The sequence below is a fragment of the Pedobacter vanadiisoli genome (genome assembly GCF_042684385.1).
In the GTDB taxonomy this organism is placed as follows: domain Bacteria; phylum Bacteroidota; class Bacteroidia; order Sphingobacteriales; family Sphingobacteriaceae; genus Pedobacter; species Pedobacter vanadiisoli.
Map to the genome: position 1 here is coordinate 226,916 of NZ_JBHULL010000010.1, position 25,263 is coordinate 252,178.

General features: G+C 39.1%; 20 protein-coding genes. 13 read left to right on the plus strand and 7 right to left on the minus strand.

Annotated elements, in window-relative coordinates; all coding sequences use genetic code 11:
• Positions 1 to 37: 37 nt before the first annotated feature.
• Both ACFSR6_RS14120 and ACFSR6_RS14125 read left to right on the plus strand, forming a co-directional pair.
• Positions 38 to 1,153, plus strand: coding sequence for a M42 family metallopeptidase (locus ACFSR6_RS14120; RefSeq protein WP_379079973.1), 1,116 nt, complete (start codon positions 38 to 40; stop codon positions 1,151 to 1,153).
• A 286-nt stretch (positions 1,154 to 1,439) separates the two neighbouring features.
• The gene (locus ACFSR6_RS14125) at positions 1,440 to 1,841 is read left to right on the plus strand and encodes a PAS domain-containing protein (protein WP_379079975.1); all 402 of its coding nucleotides are present in this window, start codon (positions 1,440 to 1,442) and stop codon (positions 1,839 to 1,841) included.
• Between the two features lie 11 nt (positions 1,842 to 1,852).
• Here the strand turns inward: ACFSR6_RS14125 and xth are convergent, their stop codons facing one another.
• The 4 genes from xth to ACFSR6_RS14145 form a co-directional block, all read right to left on the minus strand.
• Positions 1,853 to 2,629, minus strand: a complete 777-nt coding sequence (gene xth / locus ACFSR6_RS14130; protein ID WP_379079976.1) for an exodeoxyribonuclease III — start codon at positions 2,627 to 2,629, stop codon at positions 1,853 to 1,855.
• Between the two features lie 363 nt (positions 2,630 to 2,992).
• The gene (locus tag ACFSR6_RS14135) at positions 2,993 to 3,511 is read right to left on the minus strand and encodes an RNA polymerase sigma factor (protein ID WP_379079978.1); all 519 of its coding nucleotides are present in this window, start codon (positions 3,509 to 3,511) and stop codon (positions 2,993 to 2,995) included.
• A 124-nt stretch (positions 3,512 to 3,635) separates the two neighbouring features.
• Positions 3,636 to 4,286 (minus strand): response regulator, encoded by a 651-nt coding sequence (locus ACFSR6_RS14140; RefSeq protein WP_379079980.1) that lies wholly within the window; start codon positions 4,284 to 4,286, stop codon positions 3,636 to 3,638.
• Between the two features lie 40 nt (positions 4,287 to 4,326).
• Positions 4,327 to 5,403 carry a PAS domain-containing sensor histidine kinase gene (locus tag ACFSR6_RS14145; protein ID WP_379079982.1) on the minus strand — a complete coding sequence of 359 codons (1,077 nt, stop codon included), beginning with the start codon at positions 5,401 to 5,403 and terminating at the stop codon, positions 4,327 to 4,329.
• A gap of 413 nt (positions 5,404 to 5,816) precedes the next feature.
• On the opposite strand from ACFSR6_RS14145, the gene ACFSR6_RS14150 reads away from it, so the two are divergent.
• From ACFSR6_RS14150 to ACFSR6_RS14185, 8 genes are all read left to right on the plus strand, one after another.
• Positions 5,817 to 6,281 (plus strand): DUF1801 domain-containing protein, encoded by a 465-nt coding sequence (locus tag ACFSR6_RS14150; protein ID WP_379079983.1) that lies wholly within the window; start codon positions 5,817 to 5,819, stop codon positions 6,279 to 6,281.
• Positions 6,282 to 6,450: 169 nt separating this feature from the next.
• Complete coding sequence (locus ACFSR6_RS14155; RefSeq protein WP_379079985.1) at positions 6,451 to 8,868, plus strand: alpha/beta hydrolase family protein; 2,418 nt, start codon at positions 6,451 to 6,453, stop codon at positions 8,866 to 8,868.
• A 270-nt stretch (positions 8,869 to 9,138) separates the two neighbouring features.
• Entirely contained in the window at positions 9,139 to 10,038 is a 900-nt protein-coding gene (locus ACFSR6_RS14160) for a DnaJ C-terminal domain-containing protein (RefSeq protein ID WP_379079987.1), read from the plus strand.
• Between the two features lie 5 nt (positions 10,039 to 10,043).
• Positions 10,044 to 10,349 (plus strand): chaperone modulator CbpM, encoded by a 306-nt coding sequence (locus tag ACFSR6_RS14165; protein WP_379079989.1) that lies wholly within the window; start codon positions 10,044 to 10,046, stop codon positions 10,347 to 10,349.
• Between the two features lie 94 nt (positions 10,350 to 10,443).
• Positions 10,444 to 12,018, plus strand: coding sequence for a helicase HerA-like domain-containing protein (locus ACFSR6_RS14170; protein ID WP_379079991.1), 1,575 nt, complete (start codon positions 10,444 to 10,446; stop codon positions 12,016 to 12,018).
• A 10-nt stretch (positions 12,019 to 12,028) separates the two neighbouring features.
• Positions 12,029 to 12,691 (plus strand): hypothetical protein, encoded by a 663-nt coding sequence (locus tag ACFSR6_RS14175; protein WP_379079993.1) that lies wholly within the window; start codon positions 12,029 to 12,031, stop codon positions 12,689 to 12,691.
• Positions 12,692 to 12,784: 93 nt separating this feature from the next.
• Positions 12,785 to 13,684: a nucleotidyltransferase family protein gene (locus tag ACFSR6_RS14180; RefSeq protein ID WP_379079994.1), complete on the plus strand. Its 900-nt coding sequence runs from the start codon at positions 12,785 to 12,787 to the stop codon at positions 13,682 to 13,684.
• Entirely contained in the window at positions 13,675 to 14,751 is a 1,077-nt protein-coding gene (locus ACFSR6_RS14185) for a phosphotransferase enzyme family protein (protein ID WP_379079996.1), read from the plus strand. The genes ACFSR6_RS14180 and ACFSR6_RS14185 overlap by 10 nt, the downstream gene beginning before the upstream one ends.
• Before the next feature lie 448 nt (positions 14,752 to 15,199).
• Here the strand turns inward: ACFSR6_RS14185 and dnaK are convergent, their stop codons facing one another.
• Positions 15,200 to 17,101 (minus strand): molecular chaperone DnaK, encoded by a 1,902-nt coding sequence (gene dnaK, locus ACFSR6_RS14190; protein ID WP_379079997.1) that lies wholly within the window; start codon positions 17,099 to 17,101, stop codon positions 15,200 to 15,202.
• Between the two features lie 467 nt (positions 17,102 to 17,568).
• Here dnaK and ACFSR6_RS14195 point away from each other — a divergent pair, with 467 nt between their 5' ends.
• Positions 17,569 to 17,928 (plus strand): DUF1304 domain-containing protein, encoded by a 360-nt coding sequence (locus ACFSR6_RS14195; protein ID WP_379079999.1) that lies wholly within the window; start codon positions 17,569 to 17,571, stop codon positions 17,926 to 17,928.
• A gap of 232 nt (positions 17,929 to 18,160) precedes the next feature.
• On the opposite strand, the gene ACFSR6_RS14200 is transcribed toward ACFSR6_RS14195, so the two are convergent.
• Entirely contained in the window at positions 18,161 to 19,360 is a 1,200-nt protein-coding gene (locus ACFSR6_RS14200; RefSeq protein ID WP_379080000.1) for a class I SAM-dependent methyltransferase, read from the minus strand.
• Positions 19,361 to 19,651: 291 nt separating this feature from the next.
• Between ACFSR6_RS14200 and ACFSR6_RS14205 the strand changes: the two genes are divergently transcribed.
• Both ACFSR6_RS14205 and ACFSR6_RS14210 read left to right on the plus strand, forming a co-directional pair.
• Entirely contained in the window at positions 19,652 to 21,388 is a 1,737-nt protein-coding gene (locus ACFSR6_RS14205; protein WP_379080002.1) for a GMC family oxidoreductase, read from the plus strand.
• Positions 21,389 to 21,399: 11 nt separating this feature from the next.
• On the plus strand, positions 21,400 to 22,032 hold the full coding sequence (locus tag ACFSR6_RS14210) for a gluconate 2-dehydrogenase subunit 3 family protein (RefSeq protein ID WP_379080004.1): 633 nt from the start codon (positions 21,400 to 21,402) through the stop codon (positions 22,030 to 22,032).
• Positions 22,033 to 22,185: 153 nt separating this feature from the next.
• On the opposite strand, the gene ACFSR6_RS14215 is transcribed toward ACFSR6_RS14210, so the two are convergent.
• Entirely contained in the window at positions 22,186 to 25,155 is a 2,970-nt protein-coding gene (locus ACFSR6_RS14215) for a glycoside hydrolase domain-containing protein (protein ID WP_379080006.1), read from the minus strand.
• Positions 25,156 to 25,263 lie beyond the last annotated feature (108 nt).

A 25,263-nucleotide genomic window follows, 5' to 3' on the forward strand; every position in this document is an offset into this window, starting at 1 on the left:
TCAAGTTCAGGATGACGAATAATTATAGAATAACATTATGGCTAAGAAAAAAGACGACGAAAAGAAAAAACATGTTGCTGTGGTTACTAAAAAATCGCTGCAATTTCTTGAAGAATACATCAATAACCCTGCTCCTACCGGTTATGAGTGGCAAGGTCAAAAACTTTGGTTAAACTATTTAAAACCATACATAGACGAACATTTTATCGATAATTATGGCACAGCTGTAGGTGTTATTAATCCTAAAGCCACTTTTAAAGTAGTGATAGAAGCCCATGCAGATGAAATTTCATGGTATGTAAATTACATCACAGCAGACGGTTTAATATATGTAATCCGCAACGGTGGTTCAGATCATCAGATTGCACCATCAAAACGGGTAAATATCCATACTGAAAAAGGATTGGTTAAAGCGGTATTTGGCTGGCCGGCAATCCATACCCGTCATGGCGAGAAAGAACAGGCCCCAGAATTAAAGAATATCTTTTTAGACTGTGGCTGCACATCAAAAGAAGAAGTAGAAAAATTAGGTATCCACGTGGGCTGTGTAATTACCTACGAAGATGAATTTATGGTTTTGAATGACCGCTATTATGTTGGCCGTGCCTTAGATAACCGTGTTGGTGGTTTTATGATTGCCGAGGTGGCCCGTTTGCTGAAAGAAAACAAGAAAAAACTTCCTTTCGGTTTATATATTGTAAACTCAGTACAGGAAGAAATCGGTTTACGTGGTGCTGAAATGATTGCCCAACGCATTAAACCAAATGTGGCCATTATTACTGATGTAACGCACGATACCACCACCCCAATGATCAACAAAAATGTTCAGGGCGAGTTATTTGCAGGTAAGGGTCCGGTAGTTTCTTATGCACCTGCCGTACAAACCAACCTGAATAAATTACTGATTAAAACAGCTGAAAAGAATAATATTCCATTCCAGCGCCAGGCTTCTTCGCGTTCTACCGGAACTGATACCGATGCATTTGCCTACTCGAATGGTGGCGTGCCATCGGCGTTGATTTCGCTGCCGTTACGTTATATGCATACCACGGTAGAAATGGTGCATAAAGAGGATGTTGATAATGTAATCAGCCTGATTTACGAAAGCTTACTGAATATTACTGATGGACAGGATTTCAGGGAATTTAAATAATGAAAATTAAATCGTCAAATGTTATCCCCGTTTTGGGTTTACTGCTGTAAGATTGAGCCGGTTAAAAAGAGACAATTGACAAAAGTTTAAATATTATCAATATCAGGAAGTCAGGTTTTGAAATTAAAACCTGACTTCTTTTTTGCGCTACATCTCCATCATTTTAACACATTCTATATTGCGTGCATCATTTGAATTAACATGCTCGCACCACCTTTATTTTATTAATACTCAAAATATCTTTACATTGTTTGTGTAATTTATCCAAATAGTTTATCCTTTATTTATGAGTAACAAAAAAAAAAGCATCGACCTGTCCATAATCCGCGATGCGCATTGGGATGTGGTATTCGACCATGTTGGTCTCGGTTTTTGGGAGTTGAGTATCGCAACCGGCATACTCCGTTCAACACAGTCATTTAAGAAAAGCTTAGGCTGCCCTCCAGACCAGGTTTTAAGTTATGAAACCTTTTTAAGCTTAATCGTACCAGAAGATCTTGACTATGTACAGGACGAGATTGAACTTACGGTTTCGAAGGAAAAAAACAGTTACCACACGGTGCATAGAATTTGTCGGCCTGATGGAAAAATTCGATGGATCAAAGCTGATGGAATACTATCCCAACACGATGGCGAAAGCTTAAAATTAATAGGAACAATTTTAGATGTAACCGATTTAAAGCAATAGGTTCAATATTGCTAAACTTCACTTAGCTCAATCCAAACCGGACCATGATCGCTTGTTTTTTCCCAACCCCTTACCTGTTTATCTACTCCTGCAGCCTTTAAGCGATCACTAACTTGAGGACTTAGTAAAAAATGATCAATTCTTAATCCCGCATCTCTGCCATATGCATTTCTGAAATAATCCCAAAAGGTATAAATTGTTTCTGTGGGGTATAATTTTCTGATTGCATCTGTCCAGCCTTGTTCCAATAAGTTTTGAAATGCCAAACGGGTTTCAGGGCGAAATAAAGCATCTTCAACCCAGCGTTCTGGTTTATATACATCCTGCTCTGTAGGTATAACGTTATAATCTCCGCATAAAATTACCGGTAAATTATGCTCCAATAGTTTTGCTGCATGTGCATTAAAGCGCTCAAACCAGCGCAACTTATATTCGAATTTTGGCCCAGGCGCAGGATTTCCGTTAGGGAGGTAGAGGCAACCGATTATAACATTATTAACCATTGCTTCGATATACCGGCTGTGCAAATCTTCAGGATCGCCATCCAAATTTCGTTTTAGCTCCTTTATTTCCAGGTTGCGGGCCAATATAGCAACGCCATTCCAGCTTTTTTGGCCATGCCAAATGGCATTATAACCTGCATCTTTAATGGCCTGCTCCGGAAATTTTTCCTGCGGTGCTTTTAGTTCCTGTAAACATACAACATCAGGTTTGGTTTCTTCGAGCCAGCGCAGCAGCACAGGTAAGCGCCCATTTATTCCATTCACATTATAAGTTGCTACTTTCATCTTTATAAATATGCTTTTGTTGTAATGAAGCCACGCCTGGGCTGGCTGGTGCCATCGTTAATTAGAAGTGTAATTTCTGGAAATTACGATGGTTTCATTTTATAAAAATGAGCAATTAAACTCAAAAAAGAAACTATTTAACATTAAATTAAAAAGCATAATAGGCCTTCTTTAACTATTAATATTTTTTTAAAACTAATATTAAACTAAAATGTTTAAATTTCCGAGATTCATTCATGTTTGAGCGCATGTTTGAGTTTAGATATGGGGACAAGCTTTATAGCTTGTCCCTTTTTTTATCTTCCTAAAACATTACCGGTTTGCTATTTCAGTAATCGAAGCTGCACTCAAATGTGGGCAGTATTATAAAGCCAGCCCATCCCTATAGTTTTTAAGCATCTTTTTTAAAAGTCCTCTGGCAACATGTATTTTGGTTTTGACCGTTCCTAAAGGAATGTCGAGTTCTTCGGCAATTTCATGATATTTATACCCTTCAAAATAACGGCAGAAACAAAAGCGGCAATCATCGGGCAGGCAGTTTAAAGCGCGTTGAATATCTTCCATCATAAATTTGGCCGATCCGCTATTGGCCGATGCGCTTGGCATAAGCTGAACAGAGGTGAGATCCTCTCCTTGTTGTATCATTTCATTTTTGCGCTTTACCTTGTAATAGTGATTAAGGAAGGTATTTTTTAAGATCGTAAAAAGCCATGCCCTTACGTTACTGCCCATTTCGAATTTTGCCGAAAACCTAAACGCTTTCATAAAGGTATCCTGCACCAAATCTGCAGCATCATCTTCATCACGGGTATAAGCTAGGGCACGATCTAATAGTGGTTGTCTGTACTGGTAAATGTCGCAATTGAAATTTAATATTTCCATATTCAGTTAGGATTGATGTACCCATTCAACAAAATAGTATCATCCAATGTTATCTGTAGAAATACCCGATTTTTTACGGTTTCTTTTAAAAGCCTAAAAAATGCCCAAAAACCAGGCAAAAAACCTAGGAAACATAGCCATTCCGCATGGCAAATCTGACCAGCGAAGCAGAGTTTTTGGTGCCCGTTTTATTGATCAAAGCTTCCCTCTGACTCTCAACAGTGCGCCTGCTGAGGTATAATTTATCTGCTATTTCCTGGTTGGTAAAACCATCGGCAATGAGTTTTAGTACATTGATTTCGCGCTCCGAAAAGTTGATTTCTGTACTTGTTTTTTGCGACAACATATTAAGCTCGGTGTTAAAACGTTTTAATATCGCAATACACAAATTGGAAGAAATATAACGTTTCCCCTTCATTACATGCTGTAGGCAAAACAACAGTTCATCTTCTTCAATATCTTTTGAGAGATAAGCAAAAGCTCCTGAAATAAAGGCATTTGAAGCATATTTTTCGTCGTCTAAAATAGAGAGTATTACCACTTTTGTATCGTATCCACCTGCCTTAATTTTATTGATCAAACCGATCCCATCAAGGTTGGGCATTACAATATCCGATAAAACAATATCGGCCTTTATTCCTTTTTCAAGAAGTTCTAAAACACCTAAACCATCCGATACTTCTGCTACCACTTTAATCTCTTGGTGTTTTTCTATCAGTACTTTTAGAGAGGTCCGGATGATGTTGTGATCCTCCGCAAGAATAATGTTAATCATAATCCAAATATAACTTACGGTACTTTAAAATTAAAAACGGCTACTTTGGCAACTCGATATAGAAGGTAGTTCCGACACCGGTTTTGCTCGTAAACCAGATTTTTCCCCGGTGTAAATCTACAATTGCCTTGATAATGCCCATTCCGAAACCACCAGATTCTTCTCCCTTCAAACCGGGTCTCAATGTTTCTGGCAAATGGTCAAAAAGCCCCGGCTGCAATTCTTCCGGAATCCCGATGCCGTTATCAGTTACCGTAATCAGCACGGTGTTTTCCAATTCTTCTGCATGCAGGCCAATAAAACCATTGTCGTCAGTAAACTTCAGCGCATTCGAAATTAAGTTATTAATCACCTGAAGAAATTTCATGGTATCTAAATGCAGGTAGATCTGTTCTGTACAGCTGGTAAACCTGATGTTTTTGGTTTTGCCCAGTTTAGAGCGTTTGTAAAAACGCACCACATCGCGAAGTTCCCAAACAAGATCGACCCGCTCTTTATCGATTTCTATGTTGGATGATTTTAAAAACTCGCGGTTTATCATGCTTCTCACCAAAAGCAAATTACGTTCGCACATGTCTTTTATAAAAGCGAGCGAATCCATCATCTGCTTGTTACCTGTTTGTGCAATACTATCTTCCATTGATGAAGCCGCAAGTTTCATCATGCCCAAAGGTTCTTTTAAATCGTGGGCCAGTACTTCTAAGGTGATGTTTTTACGGGAATTGATCTGTTCAATATGGATTTTGTTATGCCGTGCCACAGTAGTATCTTCTACTGTACCGATTAAATACTTACCGGCTTTAGACTGAATTGCAAAAACAATAATGCGTAAATATTTCTCTCTACCCGCAAACAACAGGCGCAATTCATACTTTTTTTCTTTGGCTCCTGCCAGGCATTCTTCGTAGCAGGATATCGCGTGCCCTAAATCTTCGGGGTGTAACTGTTTTAAAAGAATTTCGGGATGATCAAAAATTTGATCAGTTTCCAGTTCCCAAATATTGACAAAAGACTTATTGAGGTATAAAAATTTTTGCTGTTGGGCGTCAAAAATAAAATATCCATCAACAGACAAATTGCCTAATGCGCAAAAAAGCTCTTTATTTAACTCGACCATGATTTTATATTTGATAATCTTAGCTATGGAGGGCTACCTATCCCTGGTAAACAGCCAAATCTCAAACACAAATTATCCTAAAAAAGTTTTTTCTTTAAATGTTTAAACAGAATTACATCAAAATCTGACTTTCTCAGGTCCCATAGCCTAATAACAAGACAGATATTAACATTTTCCACACGATGTTTAAAATTTTTCTGCAGGAAAAAACCAACTATTACCTAAATTGTTAAGCATAAAGGAAAGACAAAAAGTCCTGTGAGCGGGAAATCCGCGGAGGGCAGGCACACCATAAAAAAGACGAAAATCTTTTACCGATAGCCATCATTAAAGATGGCTATTTTGTTATATATCAAGTGCATTAAAAATACCTTTTATCTGCACAAGCCAGTTCTTTACTTTTTTTAAATTCAATGCAGGAAATTATTGGGTTAAACTCCTATATTCATGATAAAAAAGATATGGCACAGAACAAAACTACTGAAAACGACTTGAGTGTTACAGACTTTTTAAATACCATTCCCGACGAAAATAAAAAAGCTGATTGTTTTAACCTCTCAGATATAATTACTAAAACCACGGGTTTTAAAGCGAAAATGTGGGGAACAGCCATTGTTGGCTTTGGCAGTTACCACTATAAATACGAAAGTGGCAGAGAAGGCGATGCACCCTTATTTGGCTTTTCGCCGCGAAAAGATGCTATAGCCTTATACTTCTCATCTAGGTTTAATAACCGTGAGGAACTGCTGGCTAAATTCGGGAAACACAAAACCGCTAAAGCCTGCGTATACGTAAAAAAAATGAGCGATATCGATGTAGAGGTATTAAAACAGATGGTTACAAATTCGGTAGCCTGGATAAGCAGTTTATACCCGTAAAAGATGGATGTTTGAAAATGGGAGATGGAATGGATATACCTTCCTGTCTAGGTGGTCAAATTCGCTATCAAAATCACAAAAAGCCTGCTAAACATGTAAATAAGAAGTTACGCTCCAATACATTAAATTTTCCAATATTTGATCATTCCTTATTTCAAAAAAACCGGAAATGATTAAAAAATTACACCTCTATTTATTAATAGCTGGCACATGTATATCGTTGAGCGCTACAGCCCAGGATGCCATAAGCTATCAAACTCCTCCAAAAGAAATCGCCGACCTGTTACTTGCAAAGCCAATACCTGGTGTAAGTATTGATGGTAAGGCCGAGTGGATCTTATTCAGCGAACGCAACTCTTATCCTTCAGTAGAAGAGCTGGCAATGCCCGAATACCGGATTGCCGGTTTAAGATTAAACCCTAATAACTATTCGCCCAGCAGGCAAACCTTTATCAATAATTTCAGTCTTAAAAATATAAAATCCAACCAGGTTTTTCAGGTTGCAGGTCTGCCCTCGCCGCTTTATGCAGGTAACATTAGCTGGAACCCTTCAGAAAACAAAATTGCTTTTACCAATACCACACAAAAAGGCGTAGATCTTTATATTATCGATCTGGCTACCAAAAAAGCAACAAAGGTGAACAAAACCTTCTTAAACCTGGTTTTAGGCAATGGACTTACCTGGTTAAACGATAATACCATTATTTACCGTACCATAACCAAACCCGCCAGTGCTGCACCTACTAAACCTCTGATGCCAAAAGGACCAACCATCCAACAAAATTTAGGAAAAGCAGCACCGAGTGTTACTTACCAGGATTTAATTAAATCGCCATTTGACGAGCAGCTGTTCGAATTTTTTGCCATCTCGCAGCTGGTTAAAAATACGGCTGGGGTAGAAACCCCTTTCGGTAAACCAGCCATCTATCGTTCAACCAGTTTATCGCCAGATAAAAGCTATATGATGGTAGAAACACTACATAAGCCTTTTTCTTACCTTGTTTCTGCTTATGGCTTTCCATCAACCGTAAGCATTACCGATTTAACCGGTAAAACTGTTAAAGTGATTGCCGAACTGCCATCATCAGAAGGTACCCCATCAGGTTATGATAATTTACAAAATGTAGCCCGTGGTTTCGATTGGCGTGATGACGAACCTGCTACATTGATTTGGAGCAAACCTTTGGATAGCGGATTGATCAAAAAAAATGTTCCATACCACGATGCGGTTTATGCACTAAGTGCCCCCTTTACCGGAACCGAAAAAGAACTGTTCAAAACACAAACCCGTTATCGCGGCATACAATGGGGTGATGCCAATCTGGCCCTTATTACTGAAGGCTTGCGCAGCAAACAAACCAGTAAAGTAAGCCGTTACAACCCTTCAACCGGAGCAGTTGAAGAATTATACAGCCGGAACCAAACCGATGCTTACGGTAATCCAGGCTCGCCGGTAACCGTTAAAAATAAATATGGCCGTCAGGTGATTAAAATGGTTGATAATGGCACCAAACTTTTGATGAACAATACTGTTGGTTCATCAGAAAAAGGAGACTTGCCCTTCTTGGCTAAATTCGATTTAAACACTAAAAAGAACGAAATTATCTGGCGCAGTGCCGAAGGTACTTTCGAATATGTAAGTGACGTGATCAATCCTGATAAACTGATCTTACTTACCCGTAAAGAAAGTCAGAAACTGGTTCCGAATTACTTTATCAAAAACCTGATGCTGCGAATTGCTGATCAGCCGATTACCAATTTCACCAACCCCTATCCATCACTTGAAGGTATTACCAAAGAGAAAATTTCTTATAAACGCAGTGATGGGGTTGATTTAACCGGCGATTTATATTTACCAAAAGGGTACAACAAAGATAAAGACGGACCATTGCCTACATTAATTTGGGCTTACCCACGCGAATTTAATTCTGCTGCCGATGCCGCCCAGATCCGTGGTTCGAAAGACAAGTTCACCACCATCAGCTGGGCCTCCCCTATTTTTTGGGTAACCCGGGGTTATGCTGTATTGGATAACGCAGAAATGCCAATTGTTGCCAAAGATGGCAAGAAACCCAACGATACTTTTGTAGACCAGTTACAATTAAACGCCGAAGCTGCCATTAATAAACTGGCCGAGTTAGGCGTTGGCGATAAAAAACGTATGGCTGTTGGCGGTCACAGTTATGGTGCATTTATGACGGCAAACCTATTGGCACATACCAATCTTTTTGCTGCAGGTATTGCACGCAGTGGTGCTTATAACCGTACATTGACCCCATTTGGTTTCCAGAACGAAGAACGCACTTACTGGCAGGCTCCTCAACTCTATTATGAAATGAGTCCGTTTAGTTATGCAGATAAGATCAAAACACCGATCTTATTGATCCACGGTGATTCTGATGATAACCCAGGTACTTTCCCCATTAACAGTGAACGTTTGTTCAATGCGATAAAAGGCGCTGGCGGTACTACCCGTTTTGTATTTTTACCGTACGAGGCACACAGTTATCGTGGCAAAGAAAACCTGTTACACATGCTTTGGGAGCAAGACCAGTGGTTGGAAAAATACGTAAAGAACAAAAAATAAATTTCTCTCTACCTTTATCGATTAAAGTGCTTCAAATTGAAGCACTTTTTTTGTTTAATAGTGTTTATTTGCATGGTATCAGATATTTTTATCTGACTCAAGTCGACTATAGTTACGATTAAGAATTTAAGGCAGTTAAGAAAAAAAGCCATAAACCTTAATATTCTTAATTCCTTAATGAGTATAAAAGCTTAATTAAAATACTTCACAATAAATCTTACATTTATATCATAAAATTGAACATTCCCTTTATTTATTTGTTAAGCCAACATGGATTACATAGACTATTATAAAATCCTCGATTTAAAAAAAGATGCAAGTACGGAGGATATTAAAAAAGCTTATCGAAAACTAGCCCGGAAACACCATCCCGATCTTAACCCCAACAATGAGGAGGCCAATAAAAAGTTTCAAGAGATCAACGAGGCGAACGAAGTATTGAGCGATCCGGAGAAAAGGAAGAAATATGACAAGTATGGTAAGGATTGGCAGCATGCCGACCAATTGGATGCCCAGGAGCAACAGCGCAGGCAGTACCAATCAAATAGTGGAAGTTATGGAGGGGGCAACAGCTATTCAGGAGGTTTTGGCAGTGATGATTTTTCTGATTTCTTTTCTTCCATGTTTGGCGGCGGTGGTGGTAGAAGCAGCCGGAATTCGCCTTTCAAAGGTCAGGACTATAATGCCGATTTGCAGCTAAACCTGCTTGATGCCTATACCACCCACAAACAAACCCTGACAGTTAATGGCAAACAGGTCCGTATTACCATCCCGGCAGGAGTAGAAAACGGGCAAAAGATCAAACTTCCGGGTTATGGTGCGCCGGGTGTTAATAATGGCCCTCCGGGCGATCTGTTTATTAAATTCAACATCAGCGATGATCCTAAATTCAAAAGGAAAGGAAACGATATTTATATCCAGGAAGAAGTAGATCTCTATACTGCAGTTTTGGGGGGTGAAAAAATTGTGGAAACGCTGAATGGTAAGGTAAAACTTAAAATACCTGAAAGCACGCAGCCCGATACTACCCTCCGTTTAAAAGGCAAGGGATTTCCGGTTTACAAAAAAGACAATCAGTTTGGCGATCTGTATATTAAATGGCAGGTTAAGATACCAACCAACCTAAACGCTGAACAAAAAGAACTATTCGAAAAACTTTCCAAATTCTGACCATTATGGAAACCTATCTAATACCCGTAGAAGATATCTGTGCCTATCATCATGTGGAAATCAATTTTATCCAATCCCTTGAAGATTTTGGGCTCATCCACACCACCATTAAAAAACAATCCTTGTTTTTGCCTGTTGATGAATTATCCAAACTGGAGCAGTATCTGCGTTTGGCAAACGACTTGCAGATTAATCTGGAAGGGATCCATGCCGTTTCGCATCTGCTAGATCAACTGCAGAATTTGCAACAGGAAATAACCGCACTTCAAAACGAACTAAATTATTATAAGCAACTTAATCAGCCATACTAAACAACCGTTTGTGCAGTATTTTGGATTAAAAGTGCCAATAAAAACACTACCTTTTTAAGATATCTTTCTTAAATTGGCAGTCTAATTTTAAAAAATGAGCGATCTTTCTTCAAAATTCATCGAAAAAATAAAATCATCATATGCCCCAACAGGCTCGTACATTTATTTAGGCGCCGGAATTTTAGACGGACAGGTTTACAGCGAAGCTGAAGTTAATTTATCGTTAAAAATGATGAATAGACATGGTCTGGTTGCCGGAGCAACGGGAACGGGTAAAACGCGCACATTACAATTGCTCGCTGAACAGCTATCAGACGCCGGGGTTCCTGTTTTTATGTTAGATGTTAAAGGCGATTTATCAGGCTTGAACCAGCCTGGAGCAGTGAATCCCAAAATCGAAGAAAGGGCACAGCAACTTAACAAAGCTTTTTCTCCTACGGGTTTCCCTGTTGAGATTTATTCACTTTCCGGCAAAATGGGTGCACAGATGCGTGCTACCGTACTGGAATTCGGCCCTACGTTATTATCAAAGATTTTAGATTTAAATGATACACAATCAGGTGTTTTGGCTGTTATCTTTAAATATGCCGATGATAATAAACTACCTATAATCGATTTAAACGATCTAAAAAAACTGATATCCTACCTTTCAGAAGATCCGGGTGCTGCCGAAATTAAAAGCAGTTACGGCAGTATTTCAGCAGCTACATCAGGTACCATGCTTAGAAAAATCGTTGCTCTGGAGCAACAGGGATTAAGCGGCATGTTTGGAGAAAAATCTTTTGATATTGAAGATCTTTTCGAACGGGTTGATGGCAAAGGAACCATCAGCTTATTAAACATTGCCGATGTTCAAAATCAGCCTGTACTCTATTCAACTTTTTTACTCAGCCTATTGGCCGAGTTATTTAATACCATGCCAGAGGTTGGCGATTTAGATAAGCCAAAACTTGTATTCTTTTTTGATGAAGCACATTTGTTGTTCAAAAATTCGTCAAAAGCATTTTTGGAACAGATAGAAACCATCATCAGGTTAATCCGGTCAAAAGGGATCGGTGTTTTCTTTTGTACGCAGGCGCCAAGCGATGTTCCTGAAAGTGTTTTAGGGCAATTGGGTAACCGTGTTCAACATGCATTACGCGCTTTTACCCCCAATGATGTAGATGCTTTAAAAAAGACGGTTAATACTTATCCTAAATCAGACTTTTACGAAATTGATAAAATATTAACTTCTTTAGGAACCGGACAGGCTTTGGTTACCGTACTCAATGAGAAAGGTATCCCGACAGAAGTTTCGGCAACAATGCTGACCCCACCCAGAGCCGTTATGGGGCCTTTAACCACTGCGGATTTTGATCAATTGGTTCATGCCAGCCCGATGTACTCGAAGTACAAGGAAACGGTTGATCCGGAAAGCGCTTATGAGATACTAACCAAGCGCATTAATGACCAAACTGCTGCTGCAGAACAACAAAAACAAGAAATTGAAGCCCAAAAACAGGCAGAAGAAGAAAATAAGCCAAAACCCGGAGAAAAGAGCCTCGTTGAGAAAGTAATGGGTGCAACCATAACACGCCAGATAGGCAAAGAAATTGTACGTGGTATTTTTGGTATGCTTACGGGGAAAAAACCACGGTCGAAAACCGGAGGAGGGCTTTTTGGATTTTAAAAATCAGCTTATGAAATTTCTATTTTTACTGCTCACATTTATTTCGCTAAAATCATACAGTCAGTATGCCCTTAGCCCATTTGCCGATGTACAGGGTACATTGCTCAGAGAAATCAAATATGAAGATGTAAAAGGCTCCCCCTATCTGTCAGATAACTGGACACTTGGAAAAGTAACAACAAAATCAGGCAAGCATTATGCAGATGTACCGTTAAAGTATAATGTAATGGACGATAAGCTGATCTTTAAGCATGACAATGGCAACCCGATGTATTTTGTGGAACCTGTAACTGCATTTGAACTTAACAATATTATTTCAGGCACCTCGGCTAAGTTTGTGAACGGATTACCCGGAACTGATCATTATAATGCCTCGTCATACTATGAAGTTATATTTTCAGGCCAGGTTTCATTGTTTAAAAAGATCGGTAAAGTTATTACAGAAAGCAAAGAGTATGGTTCTGCCATAACAAATAAATCTTTTAATACAACAAGTAATTATTTTGTGCTTTCTGATGATAAATTTTCAAAAATTACACCTAACAAAAAAACCATCTCAATTTTATTTCCTTCAAAAGAACAACAATTGAATGATTACCTGAAAAAAGAAAAAATTGACCTAAAAAATGATGATGATTTAAAGAAACTATTTGAATACTTAAATAAAATTTAAACGGCTACTGTGATTTTCGCAAAATGAAACCAAGATAGCAAATTCATTGTTACATCACTGAGGTCTACTCACCAAAAAAATAATAAACAATAGATGAAACCCACCTTATTAATATTGGCCGCAGGTATGGCGAGCCGTTACGGAAGTATGAAACAGATTGATGGTTTTGGTCCCAATGGAGAAACCATTATCGATTATTCTATATATGATGCAATAAATGCCGGTTTCGGTAAAGTTGTATTTATCATTAAAGAAGAGTTTGTAGATAATTTTAAAGCTATTTTCGAACCTAAACTTGCCGGAAGGATAGAAACAGATTACGTATTCCAAAATTTCGATTTAAAACAATTCGGAATAGAGGAAGAAATTTATAGAGAAAAACCCTGGGGTACTGCACATGCAATCCTATCGGGCAGAAAGGTAATTAAAGAACCATTCTGCGTAATCAACGCTGATGATTATTATGGTTTTGATGCCTTCAAAAAAATGGTTGATTTCTTAACTACAGAAGTAACTGATAGCAATTACGCTATCATTGGCTACCAGATTGGTAAAACTTTATCAGAATTTGGTGCCGTTTCGCGTGGTGTTTGCAAGGTAGATGCGGCTGGTAACCTCGAAGAAATTGTAGAGCGTACCAAGGTTTATCCTAAAGATGGCAACATTTTTTATGAAGAAGACGGGGAAGAATTTCCTTTAAGCTATGAAACTCCGGTTTCGATGAATTTCTGGGGCTTTACACCTGCTGTTTTCAAAATTACCGAAGAGTTATTCAGGGAATTTGCAGAAGCAAATAAAGATAAGCCCAAAGCTGAGTTCTTCATTCCATTAATTGGTGAAAACCTAGTAAAAAGCAATATTGCAACCTTTAAAGTAGTACCTACCGCTAACAAATGGTTTGGTGTAACCTATAAAGAAGACAAACCTTATGTTCAGGACAGTATTGACCAATTGGTTAAAAACGGAACATACCCTGAAAAACTATGGAATTAAATTTAGATTCCGAAGTTTTAGCAGCGTACGGATATACTAAAGAAAATACAAAAATTACGCAGATAGGTACGGGTTTAATTAACCGTACTTATTTGCTCTCCCCTTTAACTGAAGAAAAGAAATACATCCTTCAAAACATCAATACTTCGGTTTTTAAATCGCCACAGGCCATCGCCAACAACCTTAGGGCAATTGCCGATTACCTTAGCCTGACTTCTCCCGAATATCTTTTTATAAAGCCTGTTTATACAAAAAAAGGTGAAGAAATAGCACATATTAAGCAGGAATACTGGCGGGTGCTACCCTTTGTGTCCAATACCATTTCTTTAAACGTTCTGGCCGACCCTAAACAGGCGTACGAGGCTGCCAAACAATTTGGAAAACTTAGCCGGTTGCTGGATAAATTTGATGCGAAAACACTCGAACCTACTATACCTGGTTTTCATGACCTAAAGTTGAGGTATGAACAGTTTACATTGGCATTAAACCAGGCAAACGAGAAGCTTAAAGAAACTGCAAACGCACAGGTAGAAAATGCTTTATCACACAAATACATCCTCGATTATTACCTTTCCTATTTAAATCGTGCTGATTTCCCCGACCGGGTAATGCACCATGATACCAAAATAAGTAATGTTTTACTAGACGAAAAAACGAATGAGGGAATTTGTGTAATTGACCTGGATACCATCATGCCCGGAAAATTTATTTCTGACCTGGGCGATATGATGCGTACTTATCTCTGTGCCTTCTCAGAGAATGAAACTGATCTGGATAAAGTAAACATACGGCTTCCCTATTTTGAAGCGATGATAAAAGGCTATTTAGCCGAAATGAAAAGTATTTTAACCCCAACGGAGAAAGAACTTGTCTTATTCTCAGGTAAATACATCATTTACATGCAGGCTTTACGCTTTCTAACTGATTTTTTAAGTGGCAATCAGTACTATCCTACCGATTATCCTGCACAAAACCTCGACCGGTGTAAAAACCAGTTTAAATTACTGCATGAATTATCAGTAAATGAAAAAGAATTACAGGATATTATTGAAGAGAATTTGATTTAATTCTCGTTCGTCGCCCTGAATTTAATTCAGGATCTTAATTGCTGCAAAGATGCTGAAATAAATTCAGCATGACGATCGCATTAAACCTGACCAAAAGCACAGTTCCACCTCGATAAAGCCGACAGCATCGATTCCGATCCTTCATCGGAAGTAGCGAATGGCAGGCTGCTGTTTCCCAAAAGTACGGAACCATTCGTTTTCAAAAAGCAAAAAATTCTATTTATAACCATGTTGGTTTTAATAAAAAAGTCGTCATCCCGACTGGAACGTACCGAATATTCGGGAGAGCGATCTATCCCGATAGATTTCTCGACTGCATTGCACTCCGCTCGAAATGACGGCCTCCATTAAAATCTACGAGGTTTAGCCCACAAAAAAAGCGTTCCTGACTAATCAGAAACGCTTTCTATTTTTATTCTCCCAAGACTTTCGACTCAGGACTGAAGACTTATTTCTCTTCTTTTACTTCTTCAAAATCAACGTCAGTAACATTATCGCCACCTTGAGCTTGTCCGTCAGCCTGTGGTTGTTCACCCCCCTGAGGCTGCTCACCTGCTTTGTACATTTCTTCTGACGCTACGTTCCAAGCAGCTTGCAATTCAGCCGAAGCTGCATCGATATCTGCAAAGTTACGTGAACTGTGCGCTGCTTTTAATTTCTCTAAACCAGCTTCGATCGGTGCTTTCTTATCAGCAGATAATTTATCACCAAATTCTTTCAACTGTTTTTCGGTTGAGAAAATCAATGCATCAGCACCATTGATTTTATCGGCTTCTTCTTTAGCTTTTGCGTCGTCTGCAGCATTAGCTTCGGCTTCTTCCTTCATTTTTTTGATCTCGGCATCAGTTAAACCTGAAGATGCTTCAATACGGATTTTTTGCTCTTTACCAGTAGCTTTATCTTTAGCACTTACATGTAAGATACCATTGGCATCAATATCGAATGATACTTCTACCTGAGGCACACCACGAGGTGCTGGTGGAATACCATCTAAAATGAAACGTCCGATTGTACGGTTTTGAGCAGCCATAGGACGCTCACCCTGTAAAATGTGGATCTCTACTGAAGGCTGGTTATCAGCTGCAGTTGAGAAAGTTTCAGATTTTTTAGTCGGGATAGTTGTGTTAGACTCGATTAATTTAGTCATTACACCACCCATAGTTTCAATACCTAATGATAAAGGAGTAACGTCTAATAACAATACATCTTTCACATCGCCGGTTAACACACCACCTTGAATGGCAGCACCAATAGCTACTACCTCATCAGGGTTAACACCTTTGCTTGGTTCTTTACCGAAGAAAGCTTTAACAGCCTCTTGAATGGCAGGGATACGTGTAGAACCACCTACTAAGATAATTTCGTCAATATCACCTGTGCTTAAACCAGCATTTTTCAATGCAGATTTACAAGGCTCAATAGTACGTTTAATTAAGCTATCAGCCAATTGCTCAAATTTAGCACGGGATAATGTACGTACCAAGTGTTTAGGGCCACTAGCATCAGCAGTAATGTATGGTAAGTTAATTTCAGTTGAAGTTGTGCTCGATAACTCGATTTTAGCTTTCTCAGCAGCTTCTTTTAAACGCTGTAACGCCATTGGATCTTTAGAAAGGTCCATATTGTTTTCTGCTTTAAACTCCTGGGTTAACCAGTCGATAATCACGTGGTCAAAGTCATCACCACCTAAGTGTGTATCACCATCGGTAGATTTTACTTCGAAAACACCATCGCCCAATTCCAATACAGAAACGTCGTGTGTACCACCACCACAGTCGAACACCACAATTTTCATGTCTTTGTGTGCTTTATCTAAACCATAAGCTAAAGCAGCTGCAGTTGGCTCGTTAATGATACGTTTTACAGATAAACCTGCAATTTCACCAGCTTCTTTAGTAGCCTGACGTTGTGCATCATTAAAATAAGCAGGCACAGTAATTACTGCTTCTGTAACTTCCTGGCCTAAGAAATCTTCGGCAGTTTTTTTCATTTTCTGCAAAATCATTGCAGAAATCTCCTGTGGAGTGTATTTTCTATCGTCGATTTCAACACGTGGTGTATTGTTATCGCCTTTTACTACTTTATAAGGTACGCGGCTAGCTTCTTTCGCACTTTCGTCGTAGCTATTACCCATAAAGCGTTTAATCGAATATATCGTTTTGGTTGGGTTGGTTATAGCCTGACGTTTAGCAGGCTCGCCAACTTTACGCTCACCGTTTTCTGCAAAAGCAACAATAGACGGTGTAGTACGTTTACCCTCACTGTTTGCGATAACTACAGGCTCATTGCCCTCCATTACGCTCACGCAAGAGTTTGTTGTTCCTAAGTCTATTCCAATAATTTTTCCCATTGTATTTTTAATTTCTCTTTTTAAAGTATTATAATTTCTACTGCTATTAAACAATGCTTGTGCCAATTGGTTTTTGGCAGATAATATAGGCGAAAGACTGATAAAATGTAAAAAATAACCAGATTTGATACTGACAGCATGACAGAAAAAGGAGAAATACCAAAGCTAAAAGCAAAAAAGACCAATGCAGAAAAGGCATAGGACTAGAGATCAGCGTTAAAGCTAAATTCTTAAAGCCATTAGAAAATGAAAGCCAGTAATTCTTCGGGAGCATCAGCCCCGCTAACCGCTTTACTTCGTTTCACTCGTGTTCGCTATTATCGGGTTTATGGAACAACAGTTAGTGCAAAAAAACAATGGTTAAAACATAATCAGTGTGATCACGCAATAATAATCCTCAATTTTTTATACCTTTAAAGGTACAATCAATCTACAAAATCATTTAAATCTGTGTAATCCAATTTATAATGCAGACAGCAGCACAAATCGTAATCGGGTTAGTAGCCTTTATCCACATTTATATCCTTTGGTTAGAAATGTTTGCCTGGACAACCAAAGCACCCAAGGTATTTAAAACCATCCCAAAAGATTTATTTGGTCCAACTAAAACTTTGGCCGCCAACCAGGGCTTATACAATGGCTTTTTAGCAGCAGGTCTAATCTGGTCTTTATGCATTAGCGATCATCATTGGCGCTTGTATGTAGCCATATTCTTTTTAACCTGCGTAATTATTGCCGGTATTTATGGCGCCGCAACAGCAAGTAAGAAAATTTTATATGTGCAATCGATACCAGCCCTGGTAGCCTTGATTTTATTGCACTTGTAAATCCTTTCTACATTTTTTAGAGAGAAATACAGATCCCAATTAAACTAAACCTTACGTTTCTCACTAAAATATTTCTGAAAAAATTCTTGATCAATAAATGCATCGTCATCTCGACTGGAGTGCAACGAAATGGAGAGATCTTTGAAGTAAGTTATTGAAATGAACTATAAAAGATTTCTCCGCTACGGTCGAAATGACGATCTTTCTCAGCTATCTGAACAAAGAATCAAACTTACAATTCCAACAACCGCTCCAAATGGTGATAATCAATGCCAAAATATTCTTTACTCGCTTTAATCTTCTCCAAAATTACTTTCTGCTCTTCACTCATCGGACTTCCGACTAAAGACTTCGGACTTTTTTTAACCCCCACTACAAGCACATTTTTAGGTGTATGTGCATCAGAAATAAATTCGAACACCTTGGTTTTATAACCGAAATATTCTAAAATCAAAGCCCTGATGCCATCGGTAACCATCTCTGCCTGCCGTTCCAAAAAAATGCCATATTTGGTTAAAAAAGAAACATCATTCTTCACCTTGTGTTGCTCAATTTCCCTGCGGATCTGTTTATGGCAACAGGGTGCAACCACAATCAGTTCAGCATTTGCTTTAATTCCTTTAAAAATGGCATCATCGGTTGCTGTATCGCAGGCATGTAACGCAATTAATAAATTAACATCTTCGGCATTGTAATCCTCAATGGTCCCCTGAACAAAATTTAATTTATCAAAAGCAGATTTAACAGCAACCTGATTACACAAGTCAACCATATCCTCACGGTACTCTACTCCTGTCACCTCGCTTTCCAATTTTAAAACCGAATGCAGGTAATCGTACAGTGCAAAAGTTAGATAACCTTTACCCGAGCCCATATCAGCCACCTTTTTAATGGTTCCTTCAGGTAATTCCTTAATCAGGGAGCTTAAAATTTCAATGTAATGGTTAATCTGCCTGAATTTATCCTGGGCATTCTTAAAAACCTTTCCTTCTGCATCGGTGATTTTTAACTCGGTTAAATATGATTTTGAATCAGGTTTGATCAGCCTGGTCTTTTCCTTGTCATGATTGGCAGATGGAGCTGCCATACTCGATGCTTTACCTTTCCTCAACACAATTTTACCATTGTTCAGCTCTTCCAATATCAGGTCGTTTTCTGTGGTAAAAAGCGTAGCTATTTTAAATCCATTTTCCAGATAATCCACAGTTAAACCCATTGCCTCATCAATAGCATAGTTTTTTACTACATCGCGTGTTTTATAACGATAGGTAAACGCAAGTTTATCTTCTCGTTTGATAAACACCTTACGGATCAGCAATTGCTTTAGGCCTACTTCCTCTCCTTTGTAATTTCCTAAAGAAATTTTTGCAAAAGTTCCGGCTTTTAAACTTTCTCTTAAAGCTGTGATAAATTGGTTGATATATTCTGACACAAGTATTGATTTGAAATGCAAAGATAATCAAGTTTATCCGGAGCAGAACATCCAACAGATAATGTAACAATAGAGCGACTTATTAAATTGATGGATGAGGTAAAATGTAATAACGATTATAATTTTCAACCGGAAGAACCACTGGCATTACATTAAACAAATAAATGAGGTAATACGATTTAGAAATACGAAATGGCATCATTATCTATATTCATTCCAAAGTAGCGGAACACTTTTTTTTCAAAAAATTAAACTTTAGATTTAGGGTATTTAAATAGTTAACCACAATACATGAGTGACTTTCAGATAAAAAAATCGCCTACCGTATACGATGCCATCATTGTTGGCTCAGGTGCTGGTGGCGGGATGGCAGCCTATGTTCTGGCACATGCCGGCCAAAAGGTTTTAATGCTCGAAGCGGGTCAAAATTTCGATCCGCGATTAGATTCACATCAGTTAAAATGGCCATGGGAGTCGCCGCGCCGCGGGGCAGGCACTGTTCGTCCATTTGGTGATTTTGATGCTTCATACGGTGGATGGGAATTAGAAGGCGAACCTTATACCCAGAAAAACAAAAGTGAATTCGAATGGTTCCGTTCGCGCATGCTCGGTGGCCGTACCAATCACTGGGGAAGAATTTCTCTGCGGATGGGTCCGGATGATTTTAAACCTAAGGATGATTTAACTGATGCCTGGCCAATAACCTATGCCGATGTAAAACCATTTTATGATAAAGTTGACCGCATGATCGGCATTTATGGAACAGCTGAAGGTTTAGAAAATGAACCCGATGGAATTTTTATGAAACCACCTAAACCAAGGTTAAATGAACTTTTCATCAAAAAGGGGGCAGAAAAAGCTGGAGTAAAGGTAATTACGGGCCGCGGATCTGTATTAACAGAAGCCCTGCCGAACAACAATGACCGTGCACCCTGTTTTTACTGCGGCCAATGCGGCAGAAGCTGTAAAGTTTATGGCGACTTTTCATCATCATCTTGCCTGGTAAATCCTGCTGTAAAAACAGGAAACCTGACGGTGATTACAGATGCAATGGTACGCGAAGTCATCACGGATAAAGATGGTACGGCAAAAGGTGTTTCTTATGTAAACCGTAAAAATTTACAAGAATACCAGGTAAATGGCAAACTGGTCATTTTAGGTGCCAGTGCCTGCGAATCTGCACGTATTTTATTGAATTCAAAATCAAGTTCACATCCAAATGGCCTGGCAAACAGCAGTGGTGTAGTGGGTAAGTACTTGCACGATTCTACAGGTGCGAGTGTTTCGGGCTTTCTGCCGCAATTGATGGACAGGAAACGTTATAATGAAGATGGTGTAGGCAGCGTACACATTTATTCGCCCTGGTGGTTAGATAACAGGAAATTGAATTTTCCTCGTGGTTACCACATCGAATATTGGGGCGGAATGGGTATGCCTGCTTATGGTTTTGGTAGCGGTGTGGCTCAAATGAACGGAATGGTACCTGGCAGGGACGGTAAAATGAAAGAAGCCGGAGGTTATGGAAAATCGTTAAAAGATGATTACCGCCGGTTTTACGGAACCGGTGTTGGTATGGCCGGCCGCGGTACCGCAATTGCCAGAGAAAGTAACTATTGCGAAATCGACCCGAATACGGTAGATAAATATGGTATACCGGTTTTAAGATTTAACTATAAGTGGGACAAGGATGAAATTCTACAGGCTAAACATATGCAGGATACCTTTCTTTCGATCATGAAAGAAATGGGTGCCGTGGTTACCTCCGAAATTCAGGGTGCAGATACTAATTATGGTCTGCTTAATCCAGGGAAAATCATCCACGAAGTAGGTACAATCCGCATGGGCGATGACCCTAAAAAATCGGCGTTAAATAAATACTGCCAGGCACACGACTGTAAAAATCTATTTGTGGTAGATGCAGGACCGTTTGTACAACAGGGTGACAAAAATGCCACCTGGACGATTTTAGCCCTTTCGATGCGTACTGCCGAATATATTTTAGCTCAAAAGAAAAAACAGAATATTTAAGAATTACCATCATGAACAGACGTGATTCACTAAAAGCATTGGGTTTAACAGCGATAAGTACAACCGTGCTGCTGGATGCATGTAAACAACCTGAAACAAAAACCGAAACCGCCAAACCTGAAGAAACGACAAAGGAAGCAGGTAGGGAGCAATGGGAATTAGACCGCGATAAAAACCTGAAATCAGAAACCTTCTTTACCAAACATGAAATGGCTACGATTACGGTTTTGGCAGATATTATTATCCCTAAGGATGAGGTTTCGGGCAGCGCATCTGATGCCAAAGTACCAGAGTTCATTGAATTTATCGTAAAAGATATCCCTGAACATAAAATACCTATGCGTGGCGGCCTGAAATGGCTGGATCTGTATAGTTTTAACAAATTCCAAAAACCCTTTATTGAAGCTTCGGCAGATCAGCAGATTTCGATCGTAGACGAGATTGCCTATCCTAAAAAAGCACGGCCAGAAATGCAGCCAGGTGTAACCTTTTTTAACAGGATGAGAAATTTAACGGCATCAGGTTTTTACACTACAGAAATGGGCGTAAAAGACATTGGCTATGTAGGAAATGCGCCAAATCAATGGGCCGGCGTACCGGCCGATGTACTGAAACAGTACGGCATGGAAAATGTGAAAATATAATTGTATACTAAAAAGTCGTCATTGCGAGAAGGCTTTTTCAGCCAACGAAGCAATCTTAAAGCGATTGTTTGAAGATTGCTTCGTCGTTCCTCCTCGCAATGACGACAATGTGAAATTATGTGGTTCGTGAAGACATGAACCACTGCTCGGTGATTACTCCACTATCAAAATTAAACCTTTACCCTTTTCAACCGGAATCGATTTTCCATCAGTATAACTCCCAGCTGTCTGGAATTTATCAATCGCAGGAGCCGTTATTTTAACCTTAGCAGCATCCAGGCCCAGTTTAGCCCAATCAATAGCTAAATTAACTTTTGTATCGCCTTCAGCCCAACTGGCTAAGGCCACCATGGTTTTTCCCTGCTTCTTATAAACTGTGGCTAAAACTTTTGGATTATCCGTTTTAGCAGGGCAGTTTTCGCTCCAGTAACCTATCATTTCAGATCCTTTTATGCCAAAATTATCCCATGCTTTCCACAAAGGTCTTGGGTCGCTTTTTTCCGACCAACCTAAACGACTCGTCATTCCATAAATCATGCCTCGCCAAGGATTGCCGTCATCCTGTAACATTTCGCCCATTAAACCAAATGGAATGCCACTCACTTCGGTCAGGAAGAAATCGGGATTGTTTTTTTGATAGTCAAAATATTCACCAAACCATAAACGGTTCAGGTAAGGGAAATGCTCCATGTACAGAATGGCGCTATTGTTAAATCCATCGCTCTTATTATACTGGTTGGCCGAGTGCAGATCGATAATGCCCGGATGGTTATTCTGGGTCAGCACACGTTTTATGCGTTTCATGGTTACGCGATCAAAAGCTACATCATCTAAATACACACCATCAATGCCAACATTGTTTACCAACCAATTCATGCCCTCAACATAGTAATTGTGCCAGCGGTTCATTCCACTGTTAATTACAGCAGCATCCTTAATTTCGGGTACAAACCAGGCTGCAATATAATTAGAATCTAAATGTTCCTGTAACCAGCTGAAACCACCACCTTTACCTGGAGAATATACTTCAGTGCCTAAACTTCGTAAAGCAGGCCACTCATAGGCATGGTTGGATAATTCTCGTACGGTGTTATAAATTTTTACTTTTAATCCTTTCGAATGGGCATTATCGATATAATCTTTCATTTTTTTCCATTCGATAAACGGATAGTTTATCCATGGATTGATCGGCGTAGCATGATGAATATTTACCACACTGGCACCTGTAGCTTTAATGGCATCTAAATCGCCATACTTGTGATAAAAGCGGTTATCCCACTGAAAATCGGTATTAAGTAAATGAAAAGGCGTAATCAGTAAGTTGAAATTATAGTATAACACATCTCCTTTTTTCATGCTTCTTGCGCCGGTAAAGTTATCAGCCAGCATTGAACTGCCTTTTACATTGATCTGGATCCCTCCTTTATCTTCATTACCCCACGATTTAGGTAACAATAGAGGCTTTTGGAGGTAGAAATTGGTATTCAATGGACGAACATAGCGTTCATCTCTTAAGTTATAGTACAACCCTGCATTTACATTCCCAATCCAAACGGCATCCTGGTTTTTATTGGCTACATCCCATTTCCATTTTACTGTATCGGGCCTAAGACCACCTTTTTCACCCAATCCCATTAAATATTTGGTTGAGCCTTTATCAAACGGAATATGAAAATCGACATTACTGAAATCTACATCTTTTAAAGCCGTAACCTTAACCACATAATGCACATAACCATCAAATTCCAATGCACCTTCCAGGTCCATTTTCAGATTTTCGGAAGTATTGGTAACCGTCCACTTTACTGTACCAGCCTCTTTGCTGGTCATCTGAAAATTGGTTGCAACAAATTTCTCTTGTGTTTTTGGTGTATTAAAAAAGTGAAAGTGAATGGGCTCAGCTAAAATATTGTTAGGCTTATCGGTATAAGCCGTCATCTCAGCATTAAAGAAAGTCTGGATTTGCTTAGGGAAACCATCCGGATTGATCTCAAATTTACGTCCCAAAAGTGAAATTATATTCCCTTGTACGGTTAGAGGCGTATAAGGAGCCACTACCGTATTGGCTTGTGCCAAAGTAGAATTTAGCCAGGTTAAACGGGTTTGTTTATCAGGTGTGCCTACACCAGCATCGGCCAAAACCTGGTTAACCACCGTAATTTTAGCAACAATTATCTTCGATTTCCCATTGGCTTTAACTACAAAATTACCGGTATATACCCCGGCTGTGGTGGTTTTAGGAATATCAATGGTAATCCACATGGGCTGAACCTTACCCGAAGCTACATTTACTACCTCTACCAGAGGTTTATTGTCGTAGCTTGTTCCTTTTGTATTTAAACAGTTGATAAATTTCGAAGAAATTACCTTTCCATTGGCTGTTTTTAAATCGTCAAAGCTTACGGTTACATTGTTTAAGTCTTTTAATGCAAACACACCAAGCTGAAAGGCATAATTTTCGCCTTTACTTGCCGCACCGACAAAAGTACTGGCAGCCCCTTTCTGGATCCAGCGGTATGGTAAATCACCTTGCATTTTGATCGGGAACATCCTGTCTTCCGGAAACACCACAAAAGCTTCAGTTGCGTATTTGTTTTTTATTGCCGCTGTTTCTTTAGCTGTCGCAATTACTTCCATCGGATAAAAGCTATTAAATGCATCAACAGATTGTACCTCTAATACGGAAGTATTTACCGCAGTACGCTTAGCTTCATTTAACCAATTCTGATCTACCGGTTTTGGTTTTAAATAAACACCTTTTGGATAGTTGCTTCTTCCTTCGTTTTTATAAGCCAGGTAATACACATAATATTTTCCTGCTCCATTTGGTTCAAAATAAATATCAGCACTTTCGCGGTTTAATTTATCGGCGCCAAAAACAGCTACATTTTTGCCGTTTGCATCCTGAACAATGATTCCTTTTGTTTCTGGATGTTCATCTCTTCTGCGCCAGTCTATTTTGGCATGCGCAATTTTGCTTGTACCAGCAAACTGCAATACAACCCTGTGGTTACCCAAAGAATTGGAATTCCAAGCATGGTTGCCGTTGCTATATTTTAATATTTGTGCGTTAAGAGAAACCTGCCAGAAAAGACAGAGTAATAGAAAAAGCCTAAATTTCATTTCATATTTGTTTAAAGCTAATTTATAGATACCAAACTGAAAAAGTGTTATGTAATGAAAAAATGAGACAAACGTTTGCTTGATTTGGTTAGTTCGTTCATTGGTTCA